This is a genomic window from Corynebacterium pelargi, from assembly GCF_014635485.1.
Taxonomy (GTDB): domain Bacteria; phylum Actinomycetota; class Actinomycetes; order Mycobacteriales; family Mycobacteriaceae; genus Corynebacterium; species Corynebacterium pelargi.
Window position 1 is genome coordinate 463,805 of record NZ_BMCX01000001.1, and the last position, 24,127, is coordinate 487,931.

Sequence of the window (24,127 nt, forward strand, 5' to 3'; positions counted from 1 at the left end):
GCATAAAAAGTGCTACCGCCGCCCACATGCGGTTTCGCCTGTGATCCGCAACTCAGCTAGCAACCCCGAAAGCGCGCATCCTAGCCGGCTCGCAGCACGTCGAGCGCGTGCTGGAGATCATCGGGATAAGGGGACTCGATTTCCATCCAGCGGCCATCGGCTGGGTGGTGGAAGCCCAAGCTCACCGCGTGCAGCCATTGGCGATCAAGCCCCAAGCGTTGCGCCAGTTTCGCATCCGAGCCATACATGGGATCTCCGCAGCAAGGATGATGCAAAGCCGAGGTGTGAACGCGGATTTGGTGGGTGCGTCCGGTTTCGAGGTGGATTTTTAAAAGCGAGGCCTCTGCAAAAGCCTCGATGGTTTCATAGTGGGTCACGGCGTGCTTGCCATCGCTGGTGACGGCAAAGCGCCACCCTGCTGAAGGGTGCCGGCCAATTGGGGCTTCGATGGTGCCTTGAAGTGGATCCATGTGGCCTTGCACCAGCGCGTGATAGGTCTTAGATACCGTGCGCTGCTTGAAAGCGCGCTTGAGCACCGAGTAGCCGCGTTCGCTGGCCGCCACCACCATCACCCCGGAGGTGCCGACATCGAGGCGTTGGACAATGCCTTTGCGTTCTGGTGGCCCGGAAGTGGAGATGCGAAATCCTGCCGCAGCGAGGCCGCCGATCACGGTGGGGCCTTCCCAACCCAAGGTGGGGTGCGCGGCCACGCCCACGGGCTTGTTCACTGCGATCAGATCCTCATCGGAGTAGAGAATATCCATGCCCTCGATGAGTTCTTCTTTGGGCTCAAGATCGGGTACTTCCGGCAGGGTGACTTCCAGCCATGCCCCTTCGTGGAGGCGATCAGATTTGGCCACAGCGGAGGCGTCGACAAGCACATCTCCTGCCTGGGCAAGTTCAGCGGCGGCGGTGCGGGAGATGCCGAATAATTTGGAAATCGCTTGATCTACCCGCAAGCCCGCAAGGCCTTCGGGGACGAATAATTGGCGCTGATCACGCATGGGGCTCACCAGCTTTGGCTCGGCGGTCTTGGATGAACATGCCGATGACGAACACCACTACCCCGCAGGTGATTGCCGAATCCGCAAGGTTAAACACTGCGAAATTGCCCACCGAGATGAAATCGACCACGTGGCCCACGAAGAAGCCGGGGGCGCGAAAGAGCCTGTCAATGACGTTGCCAAGGGCACCGCCTGCCATGAGGGCTAACCCGATGGCAGACCAGCGATCGTTGACCCGGTGACCAAATAACAGCACCGCAAAGACAAAGACGAGCTGGATGGTGGTAAAGATCCACGTGGCGCCTTCACCAAAGGAAAAGGCTGCGCCGGAGTTGAACAATAGGCGGAAGCGGAACCAGTCTCCGATGAGGTAGTGCACCTGACCACCTTGGAGATGGTGCAACATATATTCCTTGACCAATTGATCGATCACTGCCACTACAGCGATGATCGGAATCATCAACCAGCGATTCTTGCTCGTACTCCTTACATTTCGCGTCACGGCCTTTATCTTTGCAAACTCAGCGCACAAAGTGCCAACTGAACAGCCCTCATCAGCATCAGCCGGTGCGGTAACGTGCTTGGGGTGGACCGAACAACACCGCTTTTAGCTTCACTTTTTAAGCCGACTTCCACCAAGCATGGTGGCCATGGCCAAGCCCTCAAGCCGCAGCCCTCCAGGCGGCGGGCGTTTTTGGCACTCGCCCTATGTGGCTCTTTGGGGCTTGCTGCGTGCAGTGATGAACCCAGTGATGATGCCAAGGTGGAAGAGGCGGTCGGTGTGACCGTCGAGGCGCCGAAGATCAAGGTGCTAGAGCAGGGAGCACAGCCCGGCCGCGTGTTGCGCTATGAGGATTCCGATGCCGAGCAGTCTGTCAATATCGCTATTGCCAGTGGTTTTGGCCAGCAGGCAAGTGATCAGGCGCAGGTTCAAGCCGAGGCACCTTCATCGGTGGATACCACTTCTTTGAAGGCCGAAGCCGATGCGCAGGTTCGTGAAGACGATGGTTCGCGTTCGATTAGCCTTCGGCTGCATAATCCGCGCATTGATGATTTAGAGCTTGGCCAGGACGTGGCTTCAAGTGATGGGTTCCAAGCCGGTTGGTTTGCCGATGCCAGTGGCAAGATCACCTCGGTGAATTTTGCGGCTCCGGTGGATGCGACTGACCGTGGCCGTGGCATCACCGAGGAATATCTGCGCACCTTGGTTGCCAATCAGGTGGTTTTCCCTGATGAGGCTCTGGGCGTTGGTGGCAAGTGGAGCGTGGAATCCTTGGTGTCTTTGGGCACCAATATGTTGCAAACGACCACCTACACCATTCGCGCCCTCGACGATCATTCCGTTGATCTGGATGCCACGATTGAGCGCCGCCCGGCCGAAGGCGCCATCGATGATGGCAACGTGCAGTTGAAGGTGCTGAGTTCTCGTACCACCAGTACTGCGACGTTGCGCATTGATTTGCGCGAGCCGCTGCCCCAGTCCGGCGAGCTCAGCGCGGTTACTCGCGTGGTGTATGGCCAGGACGACTCCCCCGCCCGCGTCCTTCAAGATTTTGGGGCTGCGGTGCGCTATAGCCAGTAGCAGGGAGCTTTTCGACGCCAACGCGGCGCATCCCATCGGCACTCACCGGAACGTACCGGCAAGGTGCAAGGGGTGCGCCGCGTATTGCTCTAAGCAGTAGAAAGCTTATTGAGCTTCTGGTGCTGGTGCCTCTGGTGCAGGAGCGTCAGGGGCTGGTGCCTCGGGAGCCGGAGCATCGGGTGCAGGTGCTTCAGGAGCCGGTGCGTCCGGTGCTGGGGCTTCAGGGGCAGGTGCTTCGCCTTCAGCCGGTGCCGGCGGGGCTGGCTCGTCGATGCACATCGGCGGTACCTGATCTTCAGGTACGGAGTTCTTCAGCAAGGTACATGCCCAGTCTTGGCTGAGCTTCCATCGGCCGTCTTCGAAGATGAATTCCACGTTATCGGCGGTTTGGGGCTCTTGCTCAGGGATATTGACGTTCACGGTGGCCAGCACCGAGTTGGGTGCGTAGCCGGGAAGCACTGGGTCAACGACGATGAACTCTGCGCCGGATTCTTGCTTCGAACGGGTCAGGACCTCAAAGAGTGCCGGATCGACATTGCTGCCCTGGACGGTTTGTTGCTTTTCTTCAATCGGAGCGTTGGGGTCGGTTGCCACAGCAACGATCGCGTTGAGATCAGCGGCGGTGGGCATTTCTGCCTGGGCAGCCGCCTTGGAGCTCGAAGTAGAAGAGCTGCTGGACTCTGCTTCCTTGTCGTCGTCATTGGAGCAGGCCGCCATGGTCAAGGCCATGCTCAAGGCTGCGGTTGCTGCCAGCGTTTTGGAAAGCTTCACGAGTTCTCCTTCGTGTTGGGGCATCAAGTAAGCAGCTAGCAAGCTGCCACATCGATGCGGGCTTCTCGGGCAAATGGTAGCGCGTTCCTCTAAAAATCTCGATAAAGGCCAACCTGTTTGCCACGCAGCACAGGCGCGTATGGCAAGCTCAAGGCATGAATGATTCGAAAGAACCATTGCCCAAAGTTATTGTGATCACCACTGGTGGGACCATCGCTTGTACCGCCGATGAACGCGGCGCGTTGATTCCCACGGTCAGTGGCCAAGAGCTTGTCCAGCCGGTAGCGCAACGATTCGCCGGGAATCTAGAGATCGAGGTTCGGGAATTAAACCGCCTTGATTCTTCTTCCATGGACTTCGGTGATATCGACGAGATCCTCCAAGCTAGCCACGATGCTTTGGACGAAGAGCACGTTATCGGCGTGGTGGTCACCCACGGCACTGATTCGATGGAGGAAACAGCGATTGCGCTTGATACCTTCCACAACGATCCCCGCCCGATTGTGCTCACCGGTGCGCAAAAGCCCTTTAACCACCCGCAAAGTGATGGCCCGGGCAACCTTTTTGAGGCCGTGATGGTGGCCTCCGATACCTCGGCTCGGGATATCGGCGTGCTCGTCGTCTTTGGGCATGCCGTACTCCCCGCCCGCGGTTGTGTGAAGTGGCACGCTCAAGATGAGCTCGCCTTTGCCACCAATGGCCCCGAAGAACCGTTGCGGGCTGAACCTGTGGCACCACAGCACCTCAAAGGGATTGCTGTGCCGATCATTAGCGCATATCCCGGCGCCGATGGCCACCTGGTGCGCGCGGCCATTGAACAGGGTGCCCAAGGTCTCGTGATCGAGGGTATGGGCTCTGGCAATGTGGGCACTGCGATGGCTCAAGCCTTAGATGAAGCACTTGAGGCAGATATTCCCGTGGTGATCACTACTCGTGTGCCGCGTGGAGAGGTTGCTGGCACCTACGGCGGGGCCGGTGGAGGCTCCACCCTGGCGCACAAAGGCGCTATTGGTTCCACCTACTTCCGCGCAGGCCAAGCGCGAGTTCTGCTCGCGATCGCCATTGCTTCGGGCGTGCACCCAGCAACGTTGTTCTAAGTCTTGGCCTAGGCCAGGCTATCGAGCGGATCGCCGGGCTGGAGTGCGGGGTCTGAGGCGTCGAAGGTTCGTACTCGCCCCACGCCGGTGCTGCGTGTTTCAAAACGCACAGTGACCTTGCCTAGCCCAATACCTTGAATCCAGCCGTGTCCGTAGTCAGGGTGGAAGACGTCTTGGGTGGCTTTCCAGCCCTGCTCAGGCTGTTCCAGCGTGACCGCCACCGGGGCCTGGTGGTCACGCACCCCGGCCTCATAATCTACGTCGCGGTCGGTGCTCACGATTTGGTCGAGCTCGGGAAAAAGCACGTCCTGGCGTGCTTGATCCAAGCCTGAGAAACCCACGCCAACCAGACGGATTGGCCCCACGTCGTCCGGGTATCGCACCAGCTTTTTTGCCATGGCTTTGAGTGTTTCGAGGTTATCGGTGGCGTAGTCCAAGGTGGCAGAGCGCGACTCGATATGGAAATCCGCCATTTTTAGTTTCACCGTGATGGTTCTGGCGCCGCGGCCGTCGTGAAGCAAACGGCGGTGTGCATCATTGGCTGCTCGCTCTAGCGCTGCGTCGACTTCTGCAACGCTATTGAGGTCTTTTGGATAGGTGTGCTCCGCGGAGATTTGCTTGGCAATTTTTCGCACCGCCACTGGGCGATCATCGTGGCCACGCGCCATCATCCACAGCGCCCTGCCGACGGTCGCCCCGAGGGAAATATCGACCTCGCGTTCGCTCATTGCCGCAAGATCGCCGATCGTCTCGATGCCAAGCTGGCCGAGTTTTTGGCGCGTCACCGGGCCGACGCCCCAAAGTTTGCCAACCGGCAGCGGGTGAATCACCGTCTCGAGAGATTCTTGAGCAATCAAGGCCACGCCATTGGGTTTGGCAAGCCCTGAGCCAATTTTGGCGATTTGTTTACCCGGCCCGCACCCAACCGAGGCATTCAGGCCGGTGCGTTCGCGAACAGCCGCGCGCATGGTTTCTACCCAACGGCGCACCTGTTCCGGGGCTAAGTCTTGGATTTCTTCTGGCTCTAGAAAAGCCTCATCAATGGATACCTGCTCGACGATGCCGCCGAATTCGCCAAACACTTCGAAGGCTTGGCGCGAGAGGTGCTTATATAGCGCTGCCCTTGGTGCAACGGTTACGCCCCTATAGCCCACCAGGTTGCGGGCTTGATACATGGGCATAGCCGAATGAGCGCCAAGCACTCTGGCCTCATAGGAGCACCCGGCAACAACGCCTCGGCCGCTAACTCCCCCAACGAGCACGGGGCGGCCGCGCAACGTAGGGCGCGTGAGTTGTTCACAGGAGGCGTAAAACGCGTCCATATCGATGTGCAAAACCCAGCGTCGCATAGCCCTTGTAGGCTACCGCGAACGCTGGGTCGAACACAATATCGAAGCAGGCCTTCCGGCTAGGCCTTCTGCAAGGTGGCAGTGACCCCGGAGATGATCTCCTGCTCCCCTGCGGCGCTATCTGCTGGCTGCACCTCAAACGTGCTTGCAAGCACTTCCTTGGCAATCATGTCCTGGTGGCGCTTGGCCCACTCGAACTTATCGGCCACCAAAGTGACCTCGATGCGATCGGACACAGCAAAGCCCTTGGCCTTACGAGCATCTTGGAGGCCACGCACAACATCGGCGGCCCAACCTTCGGCTTCAAGTTCCTCGGTGACTTCAAGGTCGAGCACGACGAGCCCATCCACGCCATCGATACGCGCGGTGTGATCGGGGTTGGCGGCGACGAGGCGCTCATTAAACTCGCCCTCGCGCAGCTCGATGCCATCGGCTACCACCACGTCGCCGCGGCGCTCGTAGTTGCCGGACTTGACGGCCTTGATGGCCTTTTGCACGTCGTTGCCCAAGCGAGGCCCTGCCACCTTGGCGTTCACGGCTACCTCGAAGCGGCCGACGGAATCAACATCCGAGGTGAGTTCGACCTCTTTGACGTTGACCTCATCGCCGATGATCGCCTTGAACGGTTCAAGACGCTCGGCCTGTGGCAACGCCACTGTGAGCTTGGCTAGGGGCAGGCGGTTGCGCAGCTTATTGGCTTTGCGGATGCTGCTGGTTGCCGAGCACACCTTGCGCACATCGTCCATGGCTGCCACCAGCGCGTCGTCGGCTGGGAAGTCGGCAGCGTTGGGGTAATCCTGCAGGTGCACAGAACGACCACCGGTGAGTCCGCGCCAGATCACTTCGGTTGCCATCGGCAGCAGCGGGGCTGCAACGCGGGTGAGGGTTTCGAGCACGGTGTACAAGGTGTTGAAGGCCTCTGGGTGTGCTTGATCGCCTTCCCAGAAACGGTCACGGGATCGGCGCACATACCAGTTGGTCATGGCATCGCAGAACCAGCGCACCTCATCGCAGGCACGCGCAATGTCGGTGTTATCCAGAGCCTCGGTGGTGTTGGCAACAAGATCGTGCAGCTTGGCCAGGATATAGCGATCCAGCGTGTTGGTGGAATCCACCGACCACTGGGCAGGCTGGGAGGAGTAGAGCTGCAGGAAGGAGTAGGCATTCCACATCGGCAGCAGTGCCTGGCGCACCCCCTCGCGGATGCCCTGCTCAGTCACGATGAGGTTGCCACCGCGAAGGATGGGGCTCGACATGAGGAACCAGCGCATCGCATCGGAGCCGTCGCGGTCGAAGACCTCATTGACGTTGGGGTAATTGCCCTTGGACTTGCTCATCTTGAGCCCGTCATCACCGAGCACGATGCCGTGGGCCACGACCTTCTTAAACGCGGGGCGATCGAACAGTGCTACAGAAAGCACGTGGAGCAGGTAGAACCAGCCGCGGGTTTGACCGATGTATTCGACGATGAAGTCGGCCGGGTTGTGCTCCTCGAAGAACTCTTTGTTCTCGAAGGGGTAATGGAACTGGGCAAAGGGCATGGAGCCGGAGTCGAACCACACGTCGAGCACGTCGGGAACGCGGCGCATGGTGGACTTGCCCGTTGGGTCATCTGGGTTGGGTCGAGTGAGCTCGTCGATGTAGGGGCGGTGCAGGTTCTTTGGCCTCACACCGAAATCTTGCTCGAGCTCATCGAGCGAACCGTAGACGTCTACGCGCGGATATTCGTCATTATCCGATACCCACACCGGGATGGGCGAGCCCCAGTAGCGTGAACGCGAGATATTCCAGTCGCGAGCATTCTCAAGCCACTTGCCAAATTGGCCATCACGAATGTGCTCGGGCATCCATTCGATTTCCTGGTTGAGTTCTACCATGCGGTCGCGAATCTCGGTGACGTTAACAAACCACGATGGCAGCGCCATGTAGATCAGGGGCTCGCCGGAGCGCCAGGAGTGCGGGTAGGAGTGCTCGATGGTCTGGTGGCGTACCACCCTGCCTGCAGCTTTGAGGTCACGGATGATGTCTTTGTTGGCATCAAAGACCAACTGGCCTGCGTATTCGGGCACTTCGGAGGTGAACTTGCCGTCGAGATCCACAGGGATGACGACGTCGATGCCTGCTTCCTTACAGGTGTTCATATCGTCTTCACCGAATGCCGGTGCTTGGTGCACGATACCCGTACCGTCTTCGGTGGTGACGTAGTCAGCGCCAAGAATCTGGAAGGCGTTGGGCTGATCCTTGAAGTAGCCAAAAATCGGCTCATATTCAAGGCCTACGAGCTCGCTGCCCTTCAGTGTTTGGAGCAATTCATAGTCGCCCAGTTCCTTGGCATATTGCCCAACCAGAGCCTGAGCCAGCAAGACGCGTTGGCCTTCAAGCTTGTCGACGCACCCCTGTCCCGGTGCCAGCAGTACATATTCAACCTCTGGGTTCACTGCGAGGGCGAGGTTGGATGGCAAGGTCCACGGAGTGGTGGTCCATGCAAGCGCGAGTGCGCCCACGAGATCCTTATCGGCCGTGGCACCTTTGCGCACACCTGTGATTGGGAAGGTCACGGTCAGCGTTGGGTCCTGACGCATCTTGTAGGAATCGTCAAGGCGAGTTTCCTGATTCGACAGCGGGGTGTGCTCTGCCCAGGAGTACGGCAATACGCGGAAGCCCTGGTAGACCAGGCCTTTTTCATAAAGCTGCTTGAATGCCCAGATCACGGATTCCATGTATCCGGGATCCATGGTTTTGTAGCCGTGTTCGAAGTCCACCCAGCGCGCCTGCCTGGTGACGTACTCTTCCCACTCCTTGGTGTAGCGAAGCACCGACGTCGCGCAGTAATCGTTGAACTTGGCCAAGCCCATCTGCTCGATTTCGCCTTTGTCTTTAATACCGAGCTGCTTTTCAGCCTCTAGCTCGGCTGGAAGGCCGTGGGTATCCCAACCGAAGACGCGGGGCACCATGTAGCCGCGCATGGTCTGGTAGCGCGGAACGATGTCTTTGACGTAACCGGTAAGCAGGTGGCCGTAGTGTGGCAGACCATTGGCAAAAGGAGGGCCATCGTAGAAGACGTATTCTTCATTGCCCTTGCGATGCTCGATCGTGGCCTGGAAGGTGTCGTCTTTCTTCCAATAATCCAGGACTTCGCGTTCCATATCCGGGAACTTTGAAGATCCGCCCGTCATATCTACGCGCGGATATACCTTGCCAATATCACCCATGATGTTGCTCCTTCATAACGTCTGTTTTATTGGCAGGGACGCGGTTTCCCACGCGGTACCACCCTGCTTGAGCAGCTTTGCCACTCCACTTCGTTATGAAGGAGATAACGGTCCCACCCGTTCGGTTCTACTTCCCCATGGGCTTGAACAAGCCGCGAGGTTTCTTCCGAAGGCTCACCGGTGATTGCCGGATCAACGCCATATGGACACTCACTATAGCGCATCGCGCCAAGGATGCATCAGCGCCACCTCAAACAAAAGCAGCCCCACCTTATTCAGGCGGGGCTGATCGGGCGTAAACGCCCAACGTTGGCTTAGCGACCTTCCGGTGCGGAGGTGCTGCGGCTTTCGAGATCCTCCAACTGGCTTTGCAGGAGGGTCTTCAGGCGAGTGCGGTATTCGCGCTCGAAGGTGCGCAGCTCTGCAATGCGGGTCTCCAGAGCGTTTTGCTGCTGCTTGACAGTAGCCATGATCTCGGTGTGCTTACGCTCTGCGTCTGCCTGGAGGGCATTGGCCTTATCCTCGGCCTTGCGTACCTGAGCTTCTGCCTGGGCGTTGGCGTCGGCGATGGTCTTTTCGGACTTCTGCTTGGCCTCAGCCACCATGGTTTCGGAGCGCTGCTTAGCGTCGGAGAGCTGTGCATGAGCCTTCTGCTCTGCCTCGCTGACGGTGCGCTTCGCGTGCTCATCAGCTTCGCGTACACGCTGCTCGGCGGCTTCGCGAGCCTCAGTGAGCATGGAGTCGGACTCGGCGCGAGCATCGGAGGTGAGGCGATCAGCCATCTCCTGAGCAAGCGAGAGCACCTTGGCGGCCTGCATGTGGGTCTCGGCGCTGGCGGGCTCATCAGTTGCGACGGGTGCGGCAGCGGCAGCTTGGGGCTGAGCGCCAGCCGACTTGGCTCGGCGGGCCTCTTCCTGTGCGGACTTCAGTTCCTTGCGAGCACTTGCGAGTTCGCCTTGCGCCTGCTCTGCGGCGCGGCGGGCGTCGGCAAGCTTGCCCTCGTACTCGGCCTTGAGCGATGCCTCGATTTCCTCGCGGATCTTGGACTCGTCGGTGGAGGAAGCGGTACGAACCGGAGCGGGGCCGGACTGGCCTGCCTCTGCCTTCAGCTCCTCAACCTGCTGACGGAGGTCCTCATTTTCTTCTTGGATCTCCGCAAGCGTGTCCTCAACCAGGTCAAGGAACTGGTCTACCTCGTCCTCGTTGTATCCGCGCTTGCCGATCGGTGGCTTACTAAAAGCGACGTTATGCACATCGGCTGGAGTCAGCGGCATGGAGCTCTTCCCTTCGAGATGGTTCTTTGCTCCCAGGTAACACCCAGGAACAATATGTGTCTTTGTCCAAAATAACGCACAACCGGAAGATTGTGGGAACTTTGCACAAAATTCATCAAAATATTGTGCACCGGCACTCGGTTAGGAAACCAAAGTATCGCTGCAACTAGTTGTTTCCATTGAAAGTTTAGCGAACCTTCCTGCTGCTTTCCCACTTTGACAGGCAAATTGCCTTGAAAAACTTAGAAAAGCCCAGGTCGCGGATTATTAAAAAGTGCCGCATACCTCAGGTTCAAGCTCAACCTTATACAATTTGCGCCTGCAGCACACGCAGCAAAAGGATCAACAACTGAATGCCGAAGAACAACACCAGGATGGAAACATCCAAGGCGACCTGGCCGAGACGAAGTGGTGGAATCCAACGACGAAGCAGACGCACCGGTGGATCGGTGAGCACGAAGAAGAATTCGGCAATCACCATAAACCAACTCGGGGCAGTAAAACGGCGCGAAAATGATTGGATCATCTCAATTAGAATGCGCGCAATTAAGATCCAGGTGTAGATGGTGAGGAGCAGAATCAGGATGTCAAAAACTAGACTCACGAGGTTCCCACGATTTCTTTTCTATTAGTTGAACACCGGCATTCTACATGAGTTATCCCCCACCACCTTCTTTATAGCGCTGAGGGACACTCGCACAGCAGGTGGTGAGGGATCAAAGATGAGCCGGTGCTTTAACGGCGCCGAAGAAAGATTCGGCTATGAGTGCACGCGAGCAGAGCGGCGAAGATCTTCCTGGCTCAGATCCTCGGCCTGCGGAGGACGAAGACCGAACACCATGTTGTCCAGCTTCCACAGATCGCCATCAACAGCCATGACCAGGCCGGCGGAGAAGTCCACAAAACGCTTTGCCTCATCGCGGGGCAGGTCGCGCAGATCCAGCACGATAGCGTCACCGTCACGGAAAGCCTCGCCCACACGCTTTGCATCGCTGTAGGAGTGAGCGCTGATGGTCACGATCGAAGAAGGATACGCAGCGCGTACATCTCGGCGATCATAAGCCTCGTAGCGGTCATAGGAACGCTCAGGAGCGTAGCTCGAGGTGTGCTCGTAGCGAGGCTCGCCGTAGTAAGCATCCTCTTCGTAGGCCGCGGCCTCGTCGAGCCCGAAGAATTCCTTGGTCTTCTTCACAAATGACATCTGTGTCCCTTTCGGTGTTCACCTGCTCAGTGAACTGCGTTTCGGAAAAAATTGTGCTGCCTTGCGTTATGCAAGATGTACTGCCTGACTTAAAACCTATCTGCCAAGTGGGTGTTCTTGCGCGAATGACACGGTTGAAAGATTAAACTTTTGGTGAATCTTTTTAGCCGTTGTGCTCCGGCAACCACACCACACCTGCCTGGCGCCCAGTCGTGCCCTCTCTCCGGTAGGAAAAGAAAGACTCATCCTCGATCGTGCACCGGGGATCTGAGTACACATTGTGCACACCCAGGCCATAAAGCTGCACCACCAAGCCGCGGCGCAGGTCCAAACCTGCGGTACCTGCACTGGTGCGCACCATCGAACCAGGCAGGTGCTGCTCTACATCCCGGGCCATGGGCTCTGGTACTTCGTAGTTGCTGCCTGAAGCAGCAGGGCCAAGCAAGGCGTGGATATGTTCGGCTCGCGCGCCGAGCTCCAGCATGCAGCGAACGGTGGCTGGCAGGATGCCGTTTCTTGCACCGAGTCGTCCGGCGTGGACCGCCGCAATGACCCCTGCTTCGTGGTCCGAGAGCAAAATGGGCACACAGTCTGCCACCAGCACACCAAGGCCGACGCCTCTTAAGGTGCTCACCATGGCATCGCAGGCCTCAATGGGCTCCGGTTGGTACTCCTCGACTACCCGCACGGTATTGGAATGAATTTGTTCCATCCATTGAATCTTTGGCAGATCAAGGATCCTTTGCAGGCGTTGACGGTTCGCGGCTACATGCTCTGGATCGTCACCGACGTGGGTGGCCAAGTTAAACGAGGCGTAGGGCTTAAGCGAGACCCCGCCCGCTTTGGTGCTAAATACCTTGCGGACGGGGCGGTCGTTTCCAGTGCTCATGCCTTAGCGAAGGAAGTCCGGAACGTCGATATCGTCTTCATCGCCGCGGTTGTAGCGATCGTTGTAGCTATCGCGACGTTCTTCGCGGTTGGTAAACAGACCCGAACGTGAACCGTAGTTTTCGCGAGCCTCGCCACGCTGTGGCTGCTGGCGCGTGGAGTCGTAGCGCTGCGGCTCTTCATCGCTGAGCGCATGACGTGGGCTTGGGGCCTCGTCCTGCTGGAACAGCGAGCTCGATTCCGGTGCCGGAGTAGGCGAAGACGCGGCCTGTTCTGGCTCCTTCTTTGAAGGTAGCTTGTTTTCTACGCCATTGAAACCGGTGGCGATCACGGTCACGACCACTTCATCGCCGAGGTTATCGTCGAAGATCGTACCGAAGATGAGGTTCACGTCGTCGTCGGCAAGCTCGGAAATCATGCTGGATGCATCGTTGACTTCCTGCAGGCCGAGGTCGGAACCACCAGCAACAGACAGCAGCACGCCGGTAGCGCCTTCCATCGTGGCTTCGAGCAACGGGGAGTTAATGGCCTGCTGAGCTGCTTCGAATACGCGATTATCGCCAGAGGCGGAACCGACACCCATGAGTGCGGAGCCTGCGTCTGCCATCACGGAACGCACGTCGGCAAAGTCGACGTTGATCATGCCGGGGATGGTGATGAGGTTGGTAATGCCCTGCACGCCGTTGTAGAGCACCTGGTCGGCAGCACGGAAGGCTTCGTCCATGGTGAGGTCCGGATCCCCCATCTCCAGCAAGCGCTGGTTGGGGATGACGATGAGGGTGTCGCAGACTTCGCGCAGTGCCTGGATGCCCTCCATGGCCTGGCGGGTACGGCGCTTGCCTTCGAAGTTAAAGGGGCGGGTAACCACACCGACGGTCAGCGCGCCCATCTTCTTGGCGATGCTGGCAACCACGGGTGCAGCGCCGGTGCCGGTGCCGCCACCTTCGCCTGCGGTAACGAACACCATGTCGGCACCCTTGAGGGTTTCTTCGATCTCGGATTTGTGGTCCTCAGCGGAGGTGCGACCAACCTCGGGGTTGGCGCCGGCACCGAGGCCACGGGTGGCTTCGCGTCCGATATCCAACTTCACGTCGGCGTCGGAGAACATAAGCGCCTGAGAGTCGGTGTTCACGGCGATGAACTCCACGCCCTTGAGACCTTCTTCGATCATGCGGTCAACAGCATTGACGCCACCGCCGCCGACACCGACGACCTTTATGACGGCGAGGTAGTTATCTGGGGAAGTCATGAGCGAGGCTCGCCTTTCTTTTCACAAGTTTGTTGCTAGCTATGCGACTCATCGCCACTGGAAACGACCCTGGGTTGGCGATGCATTACAACCATCTTGAACGACGCGAGGCAAAATGTGGCGGACATTTCCCCGCGTGTCGAGACCCTAAACTTCTACTTGAGAGTTTTGACCTGCGGTTTTATCGCACAGCGATATCGGGTGCGGCGCTAATATCTACAAACTGCTCCTCACGAGCAAGCGCGGCCTTCATCGCCACCGCCTTATTGTGAGTGTTTTCTAAAGAACCCCAAAAGATGGTGTGGCCATTATCCAACTTCAAAGAAATCGCATTGGGATTTTTCGCCTCGATCTCTGCAATCCTGCCGCGTTGCTCAGGATCGATGGCAGCCAGCACCGTGGCTGCGGCTTCCTGGGAAGCTTCATCATCGCCAATGACCTTGGTGGCACCGGCGGGATCATCGCTGATCATAAACACCGTGCCCTCGGTGTTGAAGATGTGGTGGCCATCGGATTTATCGATATAGCCAACCGGCTGATGCTCCGAGACTTCAATGACGACGGTATCGGGCAGTTGCTTGTGCACAGACACCTTTGCCACCCACGGCAATTGGCTTACTCGGGTAGCGATGTTCTTGCTGGATAAAGGCAGAAGCTTTGCGTCCTGTGGGATATCAGCAGCTTGTTCAATTTCTTCAACACTGCTGCGCTGATTGCCTTCCACCTCAATCTTATTGGCCACAAATAGCGGGGAAAACCACGCTACTGCCGCCAGGATGGCCGCCACCACCACGAGGAGCACAAGGCTCAGCCACACCCGCTTCGACATTAGGATTCCTTCAAACGCTTCAAAATCTCATCGGCAAGCATGGTCACGCTGCCTGCGCCGATGGTAAGGATCATGTCTCGTTCTTCTGCAATCTCAGCAACGCGCTCTGGCACATCGAGGAAGGTGGGTTCGAACACTGTGGGGATCGTCATCGATTCGGTGATGATCCGCGAGCTCACCCCTTCCACCGGCTCCTCCCTGGCACCGTAGATATCCAACACCACGGCGGCGTCGGCAAGCGACAAAGCCTGAGCAAATTCATCGGCAAATTCAATAGTGCGCGAATACAGGTGCGGTTGGAATACGGCGATGATCTTGCCGCCACCGATCGCCTCCTGGCGTTCCCGAGCCGCGCGAAGCACCGCAGCAACCTCGGTGGGATGGTGGGCGTAATCGTCATACACCAGCGCACGCTTGGCAGGGCCTTGGTTGACTTCCCCGTGGAATTCGAAGCGACGACGCACACCGGAGAAATCACAAATGCCCTGGGCAAGTTCTTCCAAATCGCCTCCGGCGAGCACCCCAGCCGTTAACGCGGCTGCGGCATTGAGCACCATGTGCGTGCCAGGAATGCGCATCAATACCTCGGTGTGCTGATCGCCCACTCGGATGGCGCAGCGGGTGCCGGCTGCTTCCACCTGCATTGATTCCACTACGGTATGTGCCAGCTCGGGATAACGCTTCGCCGCTTCGGCCGTGCCATAGCCCAAAACCTGCAGGCGGTCGTGGAAACGCTCACCCAGCGCTGCTGCATGGGGATCATCAAGGCAAACCACGAGGGAGCCGCCTTCGACGATCCTTCCGGCGAAGTCTTCAAACACCTTGAAATAGGCTTCCTCGGAACGGAAATAATCAAGGTGATCGGGCTCAATATTCGTCACTACCGCCACCGATGGCTTATAGCGAAGCAAGGAGGCATCCGACTCATCGGCTTCCGCCACAAACGCAGCGCCCGTGCCGTGGTGGGCGTTGGTGCCCGCCTTATTTAACTGGCCACCAATGGCAAAGCTTGGATCCAATCCGGCTGCCTGCATCGCCACTACCGTCATCGAGGTCGTGGAGGTTTTGCCGTGGGTGCCGGCGATCAGCACCTGTTGGTAGCCCTCCATGAGCTCCGCCAGCAAGTCGGAACGTCGGATCACCGGGATGCCGGCATCTCGTGCTGCCACCAATTCCGGGTTGTACTGCGGAATAGCGGCAAAGGAGGTCACTACCACCGTGGGAAGTTCGCCCGAAAGCTCAAGGTTTTCCTTGGCGTGGCCAACGGCGATCTTGGCGCCCATGGATCGCAAGGCCAAAAGCGGCCGCGAATCTTTCACATCGGAGCCAGATACGGTGGCACCACGGGCGAGCAAAATTCGGGCAACGCCCGACATGCCTGCACCGCCAATTCCGATCATGTGCACACGGCTGAGGTCGATCATGAGCTTTTGGTGTCCTTTGTGGTGGGGGTCAAACGTCGTGGTTCAACGACATCGGGCAAGTGTGATGCTATCCAGCGAGGTTAATCTTCGTTGGTGATGTGTAAGACCATATCGGCTATGTGCTCTGCGGCATTGGCGCCAACGCTTTCTTGGGTTTGCTTTGCCATGCTGGCGCGAAGCGAATCATCACCCAAGATGCCGGTGACATAGTCGGCAAAGGCCGTGCCGTCGAAGTCTTGGTCTTCTACCAACTGCGCCCCGCCGGCTTGCACCACCTGCAAAGCGTTCAGCCCTTGCTCTCCATTGCCATGTGGCAGTGGCACATACACCGCTGGCACGCCGGCAGCGGTGTTTTCCGCCACCGTCATAGCACCTGCACGGCAGACCACCAGCGAGGCAATGGCGTATGCGGCGGCCATATCTTCGATATATGGCACAGGCACATACCCTTCGCGGGATGCAGGCGCCTCGTTTTTCTTGCCATAGGAATGCAGCACCTGGATGCCCTGGTCGAGCACCCGGTCAAGGCCCTCGGCTACTGCCGAGTTAATCGAGGCCGCTCCCTGCGAGCCGCCGGTGACCAGCACCACGGGCTTTTCTGGGTCTAATCCCCACAGTTCCACGGCGCGATCTTTGGCCTCGGGATCTTCCATATTGCGGATCGGGATGCCTACAACCTCGCCCTTCATGCCGGAGTCGGGTGCGGCGTTGAGTCCCATGCCGCCAAGCCACACGCCGAGCTTATTGGCCATACCGGCACGCGCATTGGCCTCGTGCACCAGCATGGGCATACGTAAGGATCGTGCAGCGATGTAGGCGGGGGCTGCAACATAGCCGCCGAAACCGATGAGCACATCGGCGTCTTTGAGCACCTGGCGTGATTGGCGCATGGCTTTCCACACACGCAGCGGCAAACGCACAAGATCCATGTTCAGCTTGCGCGGTACCGGCACCGGTTGGATCAATGCCAGCTCGAAACCGCGCTCGGGCACGATAGTGGTTTCCAATCCTCGGTTAGTACCGAGTGCCACTACGTCAAAGCCGCGCTCACGAAGCGCCTCTGCTACTGCCATGGCTGGCTCAATGTGGCCTGCGGTTCCTCCGCCTGCAACCACGATCTTCCTGTGTTGCATTTAGCGCCTCCTGCGGTCGCGATGTGGGGCGGGGTGTTGCCCCCGTGAACGGTTATTCAGGCTACCAGCGCCGCCGTGGGATCGGCGCGATCGATATCCGCTGAAACGCTCGGCATCGGTATCTGCGGCCGGTTTCGCTTCTGCGCGACGAGGATTCGCACGCTCCGGGGTTACTCGCTGTGGACGAGTTCTTCCAGCTTCTCGGCTTGGAGCTGGCCTACGGCGTGTATCAGAGCGAGCACCACGGGCAGACTCTGCTGCTTTGGTTCGTACAGCTTTATTGGCAGAGATACCCTCGAGTGAAGGCTCAGGTAAACCAACGATCCGGTCGAGGGTGGGGCGGCCATAGGAGCGCATGGCGGAGATAGCTTCGGGTTCATGGCGAGCACAGCTCAGCAGCAAGCCCATGGCCGTAAGGGTGATAATCGCGGAAGTACCACCGGCGGAGATGAGCGGAAGCTGAATGCCTGTCACGGGTACAAGACCAACCACATAGGCCATATTGACAAAGGCCTGCACCACCACCGATGCGGTAAGCGCACCGGCGAGCAGGGATAGGTACATATTCGAGCAGCGCTTCGCGGTGCGGAATCCCACCACGCCCAAGGTGGCAAACAGTGCCACGATGACGGCTGCGCCAACAAAGCCGAGCTCCTCGCCTACCACCGCGAAGATGAAGTCGTTTTTGGCCTCAGGCAAGTAGAACCACTTTGCGCGCGATTGTCCTAGACCCAAGCCGGTGAGGGAACCGTCGGCAAGCGAAAGGAAGCCCTGATAGGACTGGTAGGCCTTGCCGGAGGTGTCGTCGAAACGCCCGAAGAGAGCATCGAAGTACACGGCAATGCGGTCGCTTCGATAGCCGCCACCCAAAGAGACAATGACGATTGCGCCGAAGGCCGCGATGACAGTGCCCCACACCATGCGGCTATCAAGGCCTGCGAATACCGAGACGGCAAAGACCACGATCAGGAAGGTCACGGCCATGCCTGTGTCGTGTTCCATGGCAATCAATCCACACATGGCAAGACTGACGCCTAAAAACCAGTACATGCGTCGGTTGAATTCTTTGGTGCCGGGTTCCCCATTGGCTAAGAAGCTCGCGCCCCATACGGCAATGGCGATACGCGCCACCTCGGAGGGCTGGAAGGATAAGGGGCCAAGCACCAACCACGATTGCGAACCCACCTGCTCATAGCCCGTACCAAGCGGGGTAAGCACCAGGATGAGTAAGAGGATGGAGATCACCAAAAAGGGCAAGGCCATACGGCGCACGGCACCTGGTGGTACTCGCAATGCCAGCCAGCCGGCACCAAGGCCGAGGATCACCATGATGGTCTGGCGTAGCGCGGTAGTCCAGGCGCTACCGCCGGCCGAAATGGACCAGGTCATGGAACTGGATGCCACGAGCGTGACACCAATGACCGTGAGCAGCCCGATGACAATGATCAGGATGTAGTAGTCGGCCAGGGGGCGGCGCCTGGTTTCACGCAGGCGCGAACCAAAAGCCTTTGCAATGGTGTTCAACCCCTGTGCCATGGTGTCTCCTCAAGATCTATCTGGCTGACTTGGTTAATGCTTGAATGTAGTAGGCAAAAAGATCACCGCGCTGCGCCATGCTGGTGTACATGTCTAAACTTGCGGCCGCAGGTGCCAACACAATGGCATCTGATTGCTCATAACGAGAAAGCGCGAAGCCCACAACCTCGCCCATTGCCTTATCCGGGTCGGTACTTGCGGTGCACATGATTTCCGCATCCGGTGCATATTCGCGCAGCACGCTGGCGATCTCCTCGCGATCCACACCAAGCAGCGCGGCCGCTTTGATGCGGTGGGCGTGGGTGCGCACGAGCTCTTCCACGCTTGCGCCTTTGAGCTGCCCACCGGCAATCCAGATGATCGACTCAAATCCGGCAAGCGCAGCATCCGCGGCATGGGGGTTGGTGGCCTTGGAATTGTCCACGGCCAGGACGCCACCCTCGTTTTCTACTGTTTGGCCGCGGTGTCCAGCCACCTGGAAGCCTTCGAGCGCCGAGGCGATTGCTTCTGCGCTGACCCCTTGGGAGCGTGCAGCCGCGGCGGCTGCCAAGGCATCGGCAATGCCGGCAGGCCCGGGAGGTTGGATGCCTTCGGTTTGCGCCAAAACAAGATTGGAATCACCAAAAGCACGAGAGACGAGCATGCCGTCTCTTACGCCAAGCTCATTGGCCTGGGGAGCTTCAAGGCGAAAACCGATGGTGCGATCGTCCGCCAGCTCAGCCACCGCCGGATCTTCAATACCTGCGATATGCACTGGTGCTGCCAGGACCTTCGCTTTGGCTTGGGCATAGGCCTCGAAACTGCCGTGCCAATCAATGTGATCATCGGCGAGGTTCAGCAACACGCCCACATCAGGCACAAGCGTTGGTGCCCAATGCAATTGGAAGCTCGATAGCTCCGCAACAAGCACATCGACGCGCTCGCCTAACAAAGCCTCTGCGATGGAAACGCCGATATTGCCTACCGCTTGAGCCTCAAAGCCACCTGCTTGCATCATCGCCGCGAGCATGGCGGTGGTGGTGGTTTTTCCGTTCGTGCCGGTCACCACCATCCAGGTGCGCGGTTGCCCAAAGGCACCATCACGATCAAGACGGTAGGCCAATTCCACGTCACCGATCACGGGGATGCCGCGCTGCTGTGCCTCGACCAGCAAAGGCGAATCGGGGCGCCAGCCGGGAGAGGTAACGACCAGTGCCACGCCGTCGAGTGTGTCGGAGCCAATGAGGGCGGTGGGGATCCCTTCTGCACGTTCGAGTGCTGCCGCGGAGGCGTCGACAAGCTCAAATTGCGCATCGAGCGACTGCAGTAAACGGGCGGTACCGATGCCAGAGATGCCGGCGCCGGCCACCACAATCTTGCCGTCGAGCAGAGTTGAAGCCATGGGTTATACCCCCGCCAGGGAGAGCCACTCGCCGTAGAACAAGGCGATGCCGATCATGCCGAACAGGCCGGCGAGCAACCAGAAGCGGATCACCACGGTAGTTTCGGCCCAATTGATGTGCTCGAAGTGGTGATGCAGCGGAGCCATCTTGAATACGCGCTTACCGGTGGTTTTGAAGCTTGCCACTTGGATGACCACCGATGCAGCCTCAAGCACGAAGAGCAAACCAACGATGATCATGAGCAATTCGGTACGCGAGGTCACCGAGATGCCAGCGACCAAGCCACCGAGGGCCAGTGAGCCGGTATCACCCATGAAAATTTGCGCCGGTGCAGCATTCCACCACAAAAAGCCAACGCAAGCGCCCATACCAGCGGCGGCCAGGATGGCAAGGTCGAGGGGGTCACGCACGTTATAGCAACCCGGCTCTGCCCCGGCGGTGCAGGCGTTTCGGTACTGCCAGAAAGTGATCAAGGTGTAGACGCCCATCACGATGCCGGTGGTGCCGGCTGCGAGCCCATCAAGGCCGTCGGTGAGGTTTACGGCATTAGACCAGGCAGAGACAAGAATGTAGATAAAGGCGAGGAACACGACGATGCCGATGATCGTTGGGCCTACCGCCAGATCCCAACTACCGATATCCCGCAGGAAACTTAGATGCGTAGAACCTGGGGTGAGGCCATTTTCATCGGGGAACTGCAAGATGAGTACGCCGAAGATCATCGCGGCGGCGAACTGCCCGATGAGCTTGGCTTTTTTATTCAGGCCGAGGTTGCGGCCTTTGTAGAGTTTGATGAAGTCATCAGCGAAGCCCAAACCACCGAGGGCGAGCATCAAAAACATCACCACTGCACCCGTGGCGCTAAAACCACCTTGGTGCGTGAGTTCGCCATAGATGCCGGTGACGAGGTACGCCACAGAGATCGCGGTGATAATGGCGATGCCGCCCATGGTGGGGGTGCCGCGTTTGCGCAGGTGAGACTTCGGCCCTTCTTCACGAATTTCCTGGCCGATTCCCTCGGCGCTAAAGCGTTTGATCAGCACCGGGGTTAGCAGCACCGATACCAGCAGCGCCACAGCGGCAGCGATGATGATTTGGGTCACTTGTCATTCACCTGCAGTTCGGATAGTTCCTGTTGATCTTTATTGATCGCGTTGTGATCTTCATTGATCGCGTCGTTGGCCATCAGGGCATCGGCCACACGCCAAAGTTGAAATGCATTTGAAGCCTTGACCAATACCGTATCGCGTGGGCCAGCAAGCTTTTCGACGACACCCGCAGCCTGCTCAGGCGTCTGCGTCACAGCTTCCGTCAACGATCCCGCGCCGCGCGCAAGAGCTTGGGCGTCCGGTTGATCGCCAACCACCACGAGCTTGTCCACGCCTAAGGCCGCGAGCTCTGTTCCGAGGCGCTCGTGCTCTTGGGCGGAATCTTGACCTAACTCCCCCATCGGCCCGAGCACCGCAATGGCCCGGCCTTGCCGGCCCCGCGCCGTACTCACCGCGGCACGAATGCCTGCTCGCATCGATTCAGCATTGGCATTGTAGGCATCATCAATCACCGTCAGGCCATCGCCGCGGTGGCGTACATCCATCCTGTGGGCCGATGCATTGCGGTGGGCCTGGATCGCGGTGACTGCGGTAGAAAGATCCACGCCGGCAGCAAGGGCTGCGGCAAGGGCTGCGAGCGCATTCCACACCTGGTGCTCGCCAGATACGCCGAGCTGGATCTCTGCATCACCTTCGGGGGTGTGCAGGCGAAACGCCGGGCGCGCCTGGGCATCAAGACGGATCTCGCTTGCTCGCACGGTGGCATCCTCGGCGGTGCCAAAGGTCATGACCTTGGCATCGGTGCGTGAAGCCATGGCAGCAACGAGCGGATCATCGGCGTTGAGCACCGCCACGCCATCAGCGGGAAGCGCCTCAACCAATTCACCCTTGGCCTTAGCGATGGTGGCTTGCGAACCGAACTCTCCAAGGTGTGCAGAACCGACGTTGAGTACCACACCGATATGCGGCGGGGCCACCTCAGTAAGGGCCCGAATATGGCCTACTCCCCTGGCGGAAAGTTCGCTCACCAAAAAGCGGGTGTCGGTATCACAACGCAGCACCGTATAAGGATGCCCGATCTCGTTATTAAAAGAGCCAGGTGGCGCCACAGTGGGGGCTTGTGCGGAAAAAATGCTGGCCATCATGTCTTTTGCCGAGGTTTTTCCGGCAGAGCCAGTCACTCCTACCACGCAAAGCTGAGGGGTGAGTTGATCACAAACATAGCGTGCCAACTTGCTCATCCCAGCGATCACGCTGGCTGCAGCACCAGTGCTGTCATGCGCGGTGGCATAAGCATTGGAGGCAGACTGCTCCACCTTGGCCACAAGCACTCCAGGTACTCCTACATCGCGGTAGAGCAAGGCGCCTGCAGCACCAGCGTCCATCACTTGATCTGCAAAGTCGTGACCATCAACGCGGGCACCGTGCAAGGCAATAAAAAGATCACCTTGTGCGATCTTGCGAGAATCGAATTCCACCTTGCCGGTGATGCGCTCATCACCCGTGGCGCTGGCACTCAACGTGCCACCGCAGGCTTGGGCGATGCTAGCTAAGTTGAGGGGAATCATGCGTTATCGCCTGCTTGAGCACTGGGATCAGCGCTGGGTTCATCGCTGTGTTCAGCGCTGTGTTCTTGGGTGTTGAGTGCCTCGTGGATCGCGGTTTCGAGTGCTTCGCGATCATCGAAATGATGCTGCACTCCGCGGATCAACTGGCCTACTTCATGGCCTTTACCGGCTACCACGATGGCATCGCCTGCTTGCGCCCATCGCACTGCCTTGCGGATTGCTTCGAGGCGGTCGCCTTCTTCTTCAACCTGCGCACCATCTTCAACGCCTTGGGCACCTTCAATGATGGCTTGACGAATCTGCGATGGATCCTCATCACGCGGGTTATCGTCGCTCACGATGAGCAAATCAGCCCGGCTCGCCGCGGCTTCGCCCATTAACGCGCGCTTGGATACGTCACGGTTGCCGCCGGCACCAAGCACAACTGCCACGCGCCCAGGTGTTTGAGCACGGATGGTGTCGAGCACCGCGGCCACTGCAGCGGGCTTATGGGCATAGTCAACGACGGCAATGAAGTCCTGGCCTGCGTCGATACGCTGCATACGCCCCGGTACGCCCACACCGGCAACGCCTTCAGCCACCACCGTTGCATCCACACCAACAGCATCTGCCAAGGCGATTGCCAAACTTGCGTTGGTGATATTGAAGGCTCCGGGCATATTGAGGTCTACCGGGATGCGTTTGTCGCGTGCGTGCAGGACGAAGCGCTGCGTGCCTGCGTCATCACTTTGTGCGTCTTCAACGAAGTAATTGGCTACAATTTCGCCTTCTTGGGAGCTTTTCGACGCCAACGCCCAGGGATGCTTGGCGCGCCCAAACATGGCCTGGCCCCATTCATCATCAATGCAGATCACTGACTTCTCGGGGCTAAGCTCACTCGATGGATCGAAGAGCTTTGCCTTTGTCTCGAAATAGTCTTCCATCGTGGGATGGAAGTCCAGGTGGTCTTGGGTGAGGTTGCTAAAGCCCGCGGCATCAAATTGGGTGCCGCCTACGCGACCCAATGCCAGGGCGTGAGAAGACACTTCCATCACCACGTGGGTAACGCCTTGTTCCACCATGCGTGCGAAAAGCTCTTGTAGCTTCGGGGCTTCGGGAGTGGTGAGTTGGGTGGGCACCTTCACGCCATTGATGCGCGTGCCAGTCGTTCCGATGAGGCCAACGTGGAGGCCGGCATGCATCAGCCCGGCCTCGAGCAGATAGCTCGTGGTGGTTTTACCTGAGGTGCCGGTAATGCCGATAACGCACAGCTTTTGGGAGGGGTTGTCGTACAAAGCCGAAGACACCGAACCAAGGATGGTGCGGATATCGTCTACCACGATCACCGGGCGCTGTTCGCCTGCCTGCTGGAGAAGTTCCAGGCCTTGAGCATCGCTCAGAATCGCTGCGGCTTGGGTATCGGCAGCGAATCGTGCGCCGTGATTACGGGTGCCTGGCAGGGCGGCAAACAGTGCCCCTTCAGCCAGCTCTTGGGAATCCAATCCGATGCCGTGCACCATGACGTCACCATCACCGTGCACGGTGCCACCGGCGATGCGTGCAACATCCGCAACCCGCATGTTCATGCCTTGCTCCCTTC

General features: G+C 58.7%; 20 protein-coding genes. 2 read left to right on the top strand and 18 right to left on the bottom strand.

What is annotated here, in order from left to right; all coding sequences use genetic code 11:
* Nucleotides 1–80: 80 nt before the first annotated feature.
* Together IEU99_RS02095 and lspA are read right to left on the bottom strand one after the other, a co-directional pair.
* The gene (locus tag IEU99_RS02095) at nt 81–1,004 is read right to left on the bottom strand and encodes an RluA family pseudouridine synthase (RefSeq protein ID WP_128889546.1); all 924 of its coding nucleotides are present in this window, start codon (nt 1,002–1,004) and stop codon (nt 81–83) included.
* Nucleotides 997–1,506, bottom strand: coding sequence for a signal peptidase II (lspA, locus tag IEU99_RS02100; protein ID WP_268234352.1), 510 nt, complete (start codon nt 1,504–1,506; stop codon nt 997–999). The genes IEU99_RS02095 and lspA overlap by 8 nt, the downstream gene beginning before the upstream one ends.
* 192 nt (nt 1,507–1,698) lie before the next feature.
* Here lspA and IEU99_RS02105 point away from each other — a divergent pair, with 192 nt between their 5' ends.
* Nucleotides 1,699–2,586, top strand: coding sequence for a hypothetical protein (locus tag IEU99_RS02105; RefSeq protein WP_128889544.1), 888 nt, complete (start codon nt 1,699–1,701; stop codon nt 2,584–2,586).
* 105 nt (nt 2,587–2,691) lie between these two features.
* On the opposite strand, the gene IEU99_RS02110 is transcribed toward IEU99_RS02105, so the two are convergent.
* A complete protein-coding gene (locus IEU99_RS02110) occupies nt 2,692–3,357 on the bottom strand; it encodes a WKL family lipoprotein (protein ID WP_128889543.1) in 666 nt (221 codons plus the stop codon).
* A 155-nt stretch (nt 3,358–3,512) separates the two neighbouring features.
* On the opposite strand from IEU99_RS02110, the gene IEU99_RS02115 reads away from it, so the two are divergent.
* Nucleotides 3,513–4,454 (top strand): asparaginase, encoded by a 942-nt coding sequence (locus IEU99_RS02115; RefSeq protein ID WP_128889542.1) that lies wholly within the window; start codon nt 3,513–3,515, stop codon nt 4,452–4,454.
* A gap of 8 nt (nt 4,455–4,462) precedes the next feature.
* On the opposite strand, the gene IEU99_RS02120 is transcribed toward IEU99_RS02115, so the two are convergent.
* From IEU99_RS02120 to IEU99_RS02190, 15 genes are all read right to left on the bottom strand, one after another.
* Nucleotides 4,463–5,803 carry a DNA polymerase IV gene (locus IEU99_RS02120; RefSeq protein WP_128889541.1) on the bottom strand — a complete coding sequence of 447 codons (1,341 nt, stop codon included), beginning with the start codon at nt 5,801–5,803 and terminating at the stop codon, nt 4,463–4,465.
* A 59-nt stretch (nt 5,804–5,862) separates the two neighbouring features.
* Nucleotides 5,863–9,015, bottom strand: a complete 3,153-nt coding sequence (ileS, locus tag IEU99_RS02125) for an isoleucine--tRNA ligase (protein ID WP_188358271.1) — start codon at nt 9,013–9,015, stop codon at nt 5,863–5,865.
* 314 nt (nt 9,016–9,329) lie between these two features.
* The gene (locus IEU99_RS02130) at nt 9,330–10,289 is read right to left on the bottom strand and encodes a DivIVA domain-containing protein (protein ID WP_128889539.1); all 960 of its coding nucleotides are present in this window, start codon (nt 10,287–10,289) and stop codon (nt 9,330–9,332) included.
* A 304-nt stretch (nt 10,290–10,593) separates the two neighbouring features.
* Nucleotides 10,594–10,893 carry a YggT family protein gene (locus IEU99_RS02135; protein ID WP_128889538.1) on the bottom strand — a complete coding sequence of 100 codons (300 nt, stop codon included), beginning with the start codon at nt 10,891–10,893 and terminating at the stop codon, nt 10,594–10,596.
* A 156-nt stretch (nt 10,894–11,049) separates the two neighbouring features.
* A complete protein-coding gene (locus IEU99_RS02140) occupies nt 11,050–11,490 on the bottom strand; it encodes a cell division protein SepF (protein WP_128889537.1) in 441 nt (146 codons plus the stop codon).
* Nucleotides 11,491–11,653: 163 nt separating this feature from the next.
* Nucleotides 11,654–12,379, bottom strand: coding sequence for a peptidoglycan editing factor PgeF (pgeF, locus tag IEU99_RS02145; RefSeq protein ID WP_128889536.1), 726 nt, complete (start codon nt 12,377–12,379; stop codon nt 11,654–11,656).
* A 3-nt stretch (nt 12,380–12,382) separates the two neighbouring features.
* Nucleotides 12,383–13,627, bottom strand: a complete 1,245-nt coding sequence (gene ftsZ, locus IEU99_RS02150; RefSeq protein ID WP_128889535.1) for a cell division protein FtsZ — start codon at nt 13,625–13,627, stop codon at nt 12,383–12,385.
* A gap of 181 nt (nt 13,628–13,808) precedes the next feature.
* Nucleotides 13,809–14,456, bottom strand: a complete 648-nt coding sequence (locus IEU99_RS02155) for a cell division protein FtsQ/DivIB (RefSeq protein ID WP_128889534.1) — start codon at nt 14,454–14,456, stop codon at nt 13,809–13,811.
* Nucleotides 14,456–15,880, bottom strand: coding sequence for a UDP-N-acetylmuramate--L-alanine ligase (murC, locus tag IEU99_RS02160; protein ID WP_128889533.1), 1,425 nt, complete (start codon nt 15,878–15,880; stop codon nt 14,456–14,458). Before murC ends, IEU99_RS02155 begins: the two co-directional genes overlap by 1 nt.
* 80 nt (nt 15,881–15,960) lie before the next feature.
* The gene (gene murG / locus IEU99_RS02165) at nt 15,961–17,013 is read right to left on the bottom strand and encodes an undecaprenyldiphospho-muramoylpentapeptide beta-N-acetylglucosaminyltransferase (protein WP_128889532.1); all 1,053 of its coding nucleotides are present in this window, start codon (nt 17,011–17,013) and stop codon (nt 15,961–15,963) included.
* Nucleotides 17,014–18,549 (bottom strand): FtsW/RodA/SpoVE family cell cycle protein, encoded by a 1,536-nt coding sequence (locus tag IEU99_RS02170; protein WP_128889531.1) that lies wholly within the window; start codon nt 18,547–18,549, stop codon nt 17,014–17,016.
* Nucleotides 18,550–18,565: 16 nt separating this feature from the next.
* Nucleotides 18,566–19,930 carry a UDP-N-acetylmuramoyl-L-alanine--D-glutamate ligase gene (gene murD, locus IEU99_RS02175; protein ID WP_128889530.1) on the bottom strand — a complete coding sequence of 455 codons (1,365 nt, stop codon included), beginning with the start codon at nt 19,928–19,930 and terminating at the stop codon, nt 18,566–18,568.
* Between the two features lie 3 nt (nt 19,931–19,933).
* Nucleotides 19,934–21,034, bottom strand: a complete 1,101-nt coding sequence (mraY, locus tag IEU99_RS02180) for a phospho-N-acetylmuramoyl-pentapeptide-transferase (RefSeq protein ID WP_128889529.1) — start codon at nt 21,032–21,034, stop codon at nt 19,934–19,936.
* A complete protein-coding gene (locus IEU99_RS02185) occupies nt 21,031–22,548 on the bottom strand; it encodes a UDP-N-acetylmuramoyl-tripeptide--D-alanyl-D-alanine ligase (RefSeq protein WP_128889528.1) in 1,518 nt (505 codons plus the stop codon). Before IEU99_RS02185 ends, mraY begins: the two co-directional genes overlap by 4 nt.
* Nucleotides 22,545–24,113 (bottom strand): UDP-N-acetylmuramoyl-L-alanyl-D-glutamate--2,6-diaminopimelate ligase, encoded by a 1,569-nt coding sequence (locus IEU99_RS02190; protein WP_128889527.1) that lies wholly within the window; start codon nt 24,111–24,113, stop codon nt 22,545–22,547. Before IEU99_RS02190 ends, IEU99_RS02185 begins: the two co-directional genes overlap by 4 nt.
* Between the last annotated feature and the right edge of the window lie 14 nt (nt 24,114–24,127).